The organism is Salipiger sp. (assembly GCF_059781815.1).
Genome location: NZ_JBYNAH010000220.1, coordinates 1 through 8,707, shown reverse-complemented (window position 1 = coordinate 8,707; position 8,707 = coordinate 1). Strand labels below are relative to the sequence as shown.

Genomic DNA, 8,707 nt, shown 5'->3' with positions numbered 1-8,707 from the left:
GGGCCGGTGACGAACATGTAGGAGGTGTCCTTCACCATGAAGATGAAGTCGGTCATGGCGGGAGAGTAGACCGCGCCGCCGGCGCAGGGCCCCATGATGACCGAGATCTGCGGGATCACGCCCGAGGCTTCGATGTTGCGCTGGAAGATCTCGGCATAACCGGCGAGGCTGTCGACACCTTCCTGGATGCGGGCGCCGCCCGAGTCATTCAGGCCGATGACCGGCGCGCCGTTCTGCATCGCCATATCCATGATCTTGCAGATCTTCTGCGCGTGGGTGGCCGAGACCGAGCCGCCCAGAACGGTGAAGTCCTGGCTGAAGACATAAACCATGCGGCCGTTGATCGTGCCCCAGCCGGTGACCACACCGTCGCCGTAGGGACGGTTCTTCTCCATGCCGAAATCGGTGCAGCGATGGGCGACGAACATGTCGTATTCCTCAAAGCTGTCCTCGTCGAGCAGCAGCTCGATACGCTCGCGCGCGGTCAGCTTGCCCTTGGCATGCTGGGCGTCGATGCGCTTCTGACCACCGCCGATCCGGGCGCCGGCGCGCCGCTCTTCCAGTTCGTGCAGAATGTCTTTCATGGCCGTCCCTTTCGTTTGCCGAGACCATACAGAGGCCCGATGCTCGCTCAAGTCAAATTCGGCAAATTTGCAAAGGCGGGAAAGGCCGCTACGCGCGAATTGCATAATTGCAAAATGCGCCCTGCAAATCGTTCCCGAATGGACAAGGCCCCGTTTCGGTCATACCCATCCCTACATGCAAAGCCCGCCCAAGGTCCGGTTCCTGGATCAAGCCACGCCGCCACATATTGTCACACTCATCCTGCTGGCTGGCCTCTCGGCGCTGGCGATGAACGTGTTCCTGCCGTCGCTGCCCAAGATGACGGCGCATTTCGACACGCAATACAGGGTGATGCAGCTTTCCGTGGCGATCTACCTGGCGGTGAACGCAGCGCTGCAGATCGTGATCGGCCCGGTCTCGGACAAGTTCGGGCGCCGCCCGGTGATTCTCTGGGGCGTGGCGCTGTTTCTTGTGGCCACACTCGGCTGCATCTTCGCCCCCAACATCACCGTCTTCCTCGCCTTCCGGATGTGTCAGGCGGTGATCGTGACGGCCATGGTGCTGAGCCGCGCGGTGGTGCGCGACATGGTCCCGCAGGATCAGGCGGCCTCGATGATCGGCTACGTGACAATGGGCGTCGCGGTGGTGCCGATGGTCGGCCCGGTGATCGGCGGCGTGCTCGACGAGGCCTTCGGCTGGCAGTCGACCTTCTGGATGCTGTTCCTGCTCGGCGCCGGCATCCTGTGGATGAGCTGGCGCGACCTGGGCGAGACCTCGGTGTCGCGCGGGCTGTCGCTGGGCCAGCAGTTCCGCGAATATCCCGAGCTGTTCCGCAGCCCGCGCTTTTGGGGTTACGCGCTGACCTGCGCCTTCTCCTCGGGCGCCTTCTTTGCCTATCTCGGCGGCGCGCCCTTCGTCGGCACCGAGGTGTTCGGGCTGTCGCCCGCGGCGCTCGGTTTCTTCTTCGGCGCGCCGGCGGTGGGCTATTTCGCCGGCAACGGGCTCTCGGGCAAGCTCTCGGCGCGACTTGGCATCAACCGGATGATCTTCTGGGGCTGCATTCTCAACGCCGCCGGCCTCGGCATGGCGCTGCTGGTCTTTGCCGCAGGCTTCCAGTCGGAATGGACCTTCTTCGGCTTCATGACCTTCGTGGGCCTCGGCAACGGCATGACCATTCCCAACGCCACCGCCGGCGCGCTGTCGGTGCGCCCGCATCTGGCCGGCACCGCCTCGGGGCTCTCGGGCGCGATCATGATCGGCGGCGGCGCGGCGCTCTCGGCGCTCGCCGGCGCGCTGCTGCACCCCGGCACCGGCGCCTGGCCGCTGCTGTGGCTGATGTTCCTCACCGGCGTGGCCTCGATCGTCTCGATCCTTCTGGTGCTGCGCCGCGAGAAGCGGCTCGCGGGGCTCGGAACGCTCTGAACCCGGGGCATTTCGCACGCGGGGGTTTGACGCCCCTCCCCCGCGCCCCGATGATCCGCCGACCAACTTTGGCGGAGATCGACCTTGCCCCAACCCTTCCCGCGCTCTGAATTCGAGACCCGCTGCGCCACCGCGCAGGCGGCCATGGCGCGCGAGGGCATCGCCGCGATGCTGCTCACCAGCGAGCCGGACCTGCGCTATTTCACCGGCTTCCTCACCCGCTTCTGGGAGAGCCACACCCGCCCGTGGTTCCTGCTGGTCCCGGCGCATGGCATGCCGGTGGCTGTGATCCCCGCCATCGGCACCGAGCTGATGGCGCAGAGCTGGCTCACCGACATCCGCAGCTGGACCTCCCCCGATTACCACGATGACGGCGTCACCCTGCTGGCCGAGGCGATCCGCGAGCTGGTGCCTTCGGGCGAGGCGCTCGGCGTGCCGCTGGGCCGCGAGACCGCGCTGCGCATGCCGCCCGCAGACTGGGAGCGGCTCTGCACCCTGATCGGAGACCGCCCGCGCCGCGACGTCTCGGCCTTGCTGCGCGCGCAGCAGGAGGTGAAATCCCCCGCCGAGATCGCACTGATCCGCGAGACCTGCGCCATTGCGGGCCGCGCCTTCGCGCGCGTGCCTGAACTGCTCTCACCGGGTGTGACGCTGGCGCAGGTCTTCCGCCGCTTCCAGATGCTGCTGCTCGAGGAGGGCGCCGACTGGGTGAGCTACCTCGCCGGCGGTGCCGCGCCGGGCGGCTATGGCGACGTGATCTCGCCTGCCGATGACCGGCCGCTCGCGGCGGGCGACGTGCTGATGCTCGACACCGGCGCGGTGCGGCAAGGCTATTTCTGCGACTACGACCGCAACTGGGCCATCGGCCCTGCCTCGCCCGAGGTGCAGGACGCCCACCGCCGCCTGCACGATGCCGCCCTCGCCGCGTTCGAGGCCGCCCGCCCCGGCGCCAGCTGCGCCGATCTGCACCGCACCATCGTGAGCGTGCTCGGGCAGGATCCCGGCGGACGGCTTGGTCACGGACTCGGGATGCGGCTCACCGAATGGCCCTCGCTGATCCCCGCCGACGATACGGCGCTGCGCCCCGGCATGGTGCTGACGCTCGAGCCATCGCTGCCGCTCGGGCCGGGGCGGATGCTGGTCCACGAGGAGAACATCGTGATCGGCGAAAGCGGCGCCGAGTGGCTCTCGCCCCCGGCCCCGCGCGACATCCCGGTGATCGACTGGCCAGGCTGATCCCTGGCAGCAGGTCGGCAAAATGCGCCGAAACCGCCACAATCTGAGCCAAGTGGCGCCCGAATGCCTCTCTATCCACGTTGCCAGACCGCGAGTGCCCGTCGGGCCGGACCGCGGCGGTGGGTTTACAAGGATCGAGATGGGGCAACCGGATGAGAGATTACGCAACACCGTTTGACAGCGACCTCAGCGGCGGGCTCGACCTGCTCGAACGTCCGGTCCGCAACGGCCGCCAGCCGATGGGCGAGCCCCGTGTCGCCGTGATCCTGCCCTGCTACAACGAGGCCGCCGCGATCGGCCAGACCGTGCGCCAGTTCCGCGCCGCCCTGCCCCGTGCCGAGATCTTCGTCTACGACAACAATTCCACCGACAACACCGCCGAGGTCGCCCGCGAGGCCGGCGCCATCGTTCGCCGCGAGCCCCGCAAGGGCAAAGGCAACGTGGTGCGCCGCATGTTCGCCGACGTCGAGGCCGACGTCTATGTCATGGCCGATGGCGATGCGACCTATGACGCGCCCAGCGCGCCGGCGATGATCGCGCGGCTTTGCGAGGGCGGGCTCGACATGGTCAACGGCGCGCGGCGCAGCACCGACGAGGCCGCCTACCGCGCCGGCCACAAGTTCGGCAACCGCCTGCTCACCGGGCTGGTGCGCCGCCTGTTCAGCCGACAGTTTGACGACATGCTCTCGGGCTACCGGGTGTTCAGCCGCCGCTTCGTCAAGAGCTTCCCCGCCCTGTCGCAGGGCTTCGAGATCGAGACCGAGCTGACCGTGCACACGCTGCAGCTGCGCATGCCCGCCGACGAGATCGAAACCCCCTATTATGCCCGCCCCGAGAACTCGACCTCGAAGCTCTCGACCTGGTCCGACGGCTTCCGCATCCTCAAGATGATCGGCCTGCTGGTGAAGGAAGAGAAGCCGATGCAGTTCTTCTCGGCGGTCGCGGCGCTGCTCTTCCTGCCCTCGGCAGCGGTGTTCCTGTCGGTGCTCGGCGATTTCCTCGAGACCGGTCTGGTCGAGCGCTTCCCCTCGCTCTTCGTGTCGCTCTCGGGCATCGGGCTGGCGGCGCTGTCGCTGGTCTGCGCGGTGATCCTCGAGACCGTGGCCCGTGGCCGCCGCGAGGCGCGCTACATGACATACCTGCAGATCCCCGGCCCGCACGGCTGAGGCGGGGCGCGATGCAGTCAGCGGTGCAGGATATGGCGCGAGCTGAGGAAATTCACCCCCATCCCGGCGGCGGTCGCCGGCACCAGCGCCAGCACGGGCTGCGCGGCGGCAGTGTCGCTCAGGCGCAGCACCAGCAGGAAGGTGGCGTAGTTGATCGCAAGGCCAAGCCCCATGGCGAGGATGTAGCGCAGGAATTCGCCAAGCGTGGCCCGGGTCGAGGTGCGGAAGGTCAGGGTCCGGTTGAGCACCCAGGTGGTCAGCACCGCCGCGATGAAGGACGGCACCCGCGCCAGACCGGCGGGCAGGCCCAGCGCCACCAGCGCCGAGAGCACGCCCGCGTCAACGCCGAACCCGGCCAGCCCGGCCAGCGCAAAGCCACCGAGATGGCGCCGCCGCTCTTGGGCGGCTTTCGGTTGGGAGCGCTCGGGCACGGGCACCTCGCGGTTGCGGATGGCACCGATATGCGCCGCCCCGCCCACCTCGATCAAGGCCGAAGCGCCCCGCGCCCCGTCCGTTGTGGCGACCCCGCCACGAGCGTTTTCCGCGCCGCCCCCCGTTAACGAGTCAAAACCGTCCGAGCCGTCAGAATGACCCAGCAGACCGACACACAAAGCCCGCTCATGCGATGGCTGCCCGTCCTAGCCTTCGCCTATGTCGCCCTGATGACGCTGAGCCGCGCGCCCGGCGCCGAGAGCCTGTTCTACGGGCTGATGAACGACTCGGCGATGCGGCTCGTGAGCATCCGCGACCTGCTTGCCGGTCAGGGCTGGTTCGACCTGACCCAGCCGCGGCTCGGGCTCGAGGGCGGATTCGAGATGCACTGGTCGCGCCTGATCGACACACCCATCGCCGGGCTGGTGCTGCTCTTCGACCTGTTCACCGACCGCCCGCAGGCCGAGTATCTCGCCCTGCTGATCTGGCCGCTGCTGATGCTGGCCACCGTGGTCGCGCTGGCAACCCGGATCGGCGCCGCCCTAGGCGGGCGCGTCGCCGGCGCCGTCTCCGGCGCGCTCACCGCCGGCATGTTCTGGGGCGACCCGCGCTTCCTGCCCGGCGCCATCGACCATCACAACGCGCAGGTTGCCCTGCTCCTGCTGCTGCTCTGGGGCGTGATCGACCGTCGCGACCGCCGCGTGCTGCCGGTGGTCTCGGGGCTCGCGCTGGCCGCGAGCCTCGCCATCGGGGTCGAGACCCTGCCGCTGCTGGCGCTCTGCACCTTCGGCATGGCAGGCTTCTGGCTGGTGAACGGCGCCGCCGAGCGCGGCCCGGTGCTGCGCTTCGCCCTTGGCGCCGTGGGCGGGCTGGCGCTGCTCTTCCCCGCGCTTGCCCCGGCTTCGGCCTATCTGGGCGGCTATTGCGATGCCTTCTCGGTCGACCTCGCCCTGCCCGTGGCGCTTGGCGTGGGCTCCATGGCGCTGGCGGCGGCCCTGGTCTCCGACCGGCCTCTCAAGACCCGCGCGGGCGTGCTGCTTGGCCTCTTCGCCATCGTCGGCGCGCTGACGCTCGCCGTCACCCCGGCCTGCCTCTCCGAGCCTTACGGCGCGCTCGATCCCTATCTCGACACGCGCTGGATGGCCTTCGTGCGCGAGGCGCGTAGCCTGCTCGACCTGATCGAGACCGGCGCCAAGCCGTTCCTCTTCGGCTACTACCTGCTCGGCCTCGCGGCGCTGGCGCTTGCCCTCTCCGCCGGCTGGCGCAAGCGCGACGGGGCGTGGCTGCTGGTGTCGCTGCTGCTCGCCGCCGCCTTCGCCATCGGTTGCTACCAGCTTCGCGGCGTCTTTGTTCTCACCGCCCTCTCGGCCCCGGTCATGGGGACCAGCGCGGCCGCCCTGCACCGCGCATGGCGCGATGGGCATGGCGCGAGCCGGGGTGTTGCGGCGATTGCCTGCGTGCTGCTCGCGCTGCCGATGGTCTGGGTGCAGATGCTCGACAGCGCCGAGACCCTGATGGACCACGTCGCCAGCCCCGCCAACGCAGCGCCGGTCACACCGGAGACCGGGCCCCGGGCCTGCTTCACCCCCGGCGCCATGGCCGCGCTCGCAGCCCTGCCCCAGGGCGTGGTCTCGGCCCCGTCCAACTTTGGCACCCACGTACTACTGCACAGCGGCCACCGCACGCTCTCGGCGCCCTATCACCGCAATCAGGATGGCATGCGCGCCCAGCTCGAGATCACGCTGGCCGCAACGCCCGAGGCCGCGCATGAGGCGCTGGGGCGCTACGGCATCGATTACATGCTGGTCTGCCCCGCCGACCCCGAGCTTGCCACCCTCGCGAAATCCGGCTTCGACGGCTTCGGCCACGCGCTGGAGGGCGGCGCCGTGCCGGATTTCCTCGCCGAGGTGCCGACCAGCGACCCGGACAGCGCGCTGCGCATCTACCGGGTGAACTGAGCCCCGCGCCTCAACGCTCGCAGCCCAGCGCCTCGCGACTGCAGCGCGCCTTCAGCGCCGCGATATCCCCCGCGGTCCAGCCCTCCGGATCGGTCAGCGCGATCCAGGCGTCGATATACTCGGTGGCAGCGTAGTTGTGGCCGTAGCCCACCGGCAGGTCAGTCGCGATCAGCATGTCGAGCGCGAGCTGGAACTGCGTTACGATCGGCAGGAAGCGCATGAGCGGCGACACGTCCGGCGCCGGCGGCTCGCGCATCCAGCGCGGCGCGCGCCAGAACGAGGCCGGCTCGTAGAACACGATCCCGTCGGAGGCGTGCTGGAGATAGACCACCCGCACATCCGACCACGGCGCGGTGGCCCGCTCGAGCCCGCCATACTGCGTCATGAAACGCACCAGAGAGCCATCGGCGATCACCGGCGAGACATAGGGCGAGCCCGGGTTGCGCGCGCCGGTGATCTGGCGCCACTTGGTCGAGACGAAGGGCGGGCCGGACCACAGCGCGCCCTGGATCCGGTCTCCGAATACCTCGAAGAGGTTCAGCGCATACATCGACGACCACGCGCCAAGGCTCAGCCCGTGCAGGTAGAGCCGCGGGCGGCTCTCTTTCGGCAGGCTGCGCCAGTACCGGTAGATCGTGTTGAGCGTGGCCTCGGCCTGCTCGAGCCCGGTGCTGGTCTCGAAGATCAGCGCCATCGGCGATTGCATGAAGGAATACTGCGTCGCCACCGTCGCCACGTCGCCGCCATGCAGATATTCGATGGTGTCCTGCGCGCCAGGGTCGAGCCAGCCAGTGCCGGTTGGAGAGGCGACGACGAGGATCTTGCGCTCGAAGGCACCGAGCCGCTTGAGCTCTTCCAGAGCGATCTCGGCCCGGACCTGCGGCTCCTTGGCCTGGGCCCGGCCGACATAGACCCGGATCGGATCCATCGCCTCGCGCCCGGTGAGCTCCGCGATCCGCGCCGCGTCCGGCCCGCGCTCGATGAAGTTGCGCCCCGGCTGGCCCATGAGTTGCCAGTCGACCAGCGATTCGGCGCTGCCGGGCTTGCGCGGATCGGTCGGCGCCGGGGGGGCGGTGTCGAACAGCGACTGCGCCTCGGCGTAAGAGCTGTCGAGCATCTTGAAGACCTGCGGCACCAGCCCGTCCATGGTCAGGACGAAGAGCAGCAGCACCGCCCCGGCCACGCCCAGCACATTGGCGGTGCGCGCGGGCATCACCCGCAGAAGCCGCTTGCGCAGCGCGTAGAACAGCAGCCGGATCAGCAACCCGAGGACGAAGCAGCCCAGGAAAACCAGGAGCGCGGTGCCAATCATTGGAATCAGGTGAGTGCCCTCGACCGGCTCCATCGCGACGCGCTCGCGGATGGAGTTCTGCCACTCGGTGCTGCGCGCCACGGCGAAAAACCAAGCCGTGAGGGCGCAAAGCGAGAGGATGACCGCCGCCACCCGCGCCATGCGCCCGCCAAGCGGCGGCAGACCGACCGCGGCCCAAAGCAGCTGCACGCAGCGCCCGGTGAGATAGCCCATGGCAGTGACCACTCCACCCAGCACGCCCTGGAACATCCAGCTTCGCGGCGTCAATGAGGGCGTGAGCGAGGCGGCGAACAGCACCAGCCCCAGCATCAGCGGCAGGAAATGGAAGGCAACGCCTTTGAACAGATTGATCTTCATGCCGCTTTCCCGGAACGCAGGTTTGCATTCGAGTTTTGCGAAGCCGCACGCGCGGCGCAAGCGACCAGCGCAAAGCGCGACGACAAAACCCGTTGCAGGCCATCGGGATCAGCGGGAAACGAAACGGGGGAAGATGCTGGCCGGACAGGGACCGGCATGCCGGATGGCCCTTTGCCCGAAGGCTCACTCACCGATGTTCGGAGAGAATGGTGCGGTCGAGAAGACTCGAACTTCCACGGGAGTTACCCCACAGCGACCTC

General features: G+C 68.7%; 7 protein-coding genes. 4 read left to right on the top strand and 3 right to left on the bottom strand.

Translation table 11 applies throughout. The annotated features are described in order from the left end of the window. Positions 1-584: carboxyl transferase domain-containing protein (locus AC6RA4_RS20380; RefSeq protein ID WP_500163459.1), on the bottom strand; the 584-nt coding region annotated here is incomplete at its 3' end. Between the two features lie 175 nt (positions 585-759). On the opposite strand from AC6RA4_RS20380, the gene AC6RA4_RS20375 reads away from it, so the two are divergent. From AC6RA4_RS20375 to AC6RA4_RS20365, 3 genes are all read left to right on the top strand, one after another. Further along, positions 760-1,986 carry a multidrug effflux MFS transporter gene (locus AC6RA4_RS20375; protein ID WP_500163457.1) on the top strand — a complete coding sequence of 409 codons (1,227 nt, stop codon included), beginning with the start codon at positions 760-762 and terminating at the stop codon, positions 1,984-1,986. Positions 1,987-2,070: 84 nt separating this feature from the next. Further along, positions 2,071-3,222 carry a M24 family metallopeptidase gene (locus AC6RA4_RS20370; RefSeq protein WP_500163455.1) on the top strand — a complete coding sequence of 384 codons (1,152 nt, stop codon included), beginning with the start codon at positions 2,071-2,073 and terminating at the stop codon, positions 3,220-3,222. Positions 3,223-3,374: 152 nt separating this feature from the next. After that, the gene (locus tag AC6RA4_RS20365) at positions 3,375-4,388 is read left to right on the top strand and encodes a glycosyltransferase family 2 protein (protein ID WP_500163453.1); all 1,014 of its coding nucleotides are present in this window, start codon (positions 3,375-3,377) and stop codon (positions 4,386-4,388) included. A gap of 17 nt (positions 4,389-4,405) precedes the next feature. Here AC6RA4_RS20365 and AC6RA4_RS20360 read toward each other — a convergent pair whose 3' ends face one another. Next, positions 4,406-4,867: a GtrA family protein gene (locus AC6RA4_RS20360; RefSeq protein WP_500163460.1), complete on the bottom strand. Its 462-nt coding sequence runs from the start codon at positions 4,865-4,867 to the stop codon at positions 4,406-4,408. Positions 4,868-4,975: 108 nt separating this feature from the next. On the opposite strand from AC6RA4_RS20360, the gene AC6RA4_RS20355 reads away from it, so the two are divergent. Further along, on the top strand, positions 4,976-6,778 hold the full coding sequence (locus tag AC6RA4_RS20355; RefSeq protein WP_500163451.1) for a hypothetical protein: 1,803 nt from the start codon (positions 4,976-4,978) through the stop codon (positions 6,776-6,778). Positions 6,779-6,788: 10 nt separating this feature from the next. Here AC6RA4_RS20355 and AC6RA4_RS20350 read toward each other — a convergent pair whose 3' ends face one another. Further along, positions 6,789-8,447: an alpha/beta hydrolase gene (locus AC6RA4_RS20350; RefSeq protein ID WP_500163450.1), complete on the bottom strand. Its 1,659-nt coding sequence runs from the start codon at positions 8,445-8,447 to the stop codon at positions 6,789-6,791. Between the last annotated feature and the right edge of the window lie 260 nt (positions 8,448-8,707).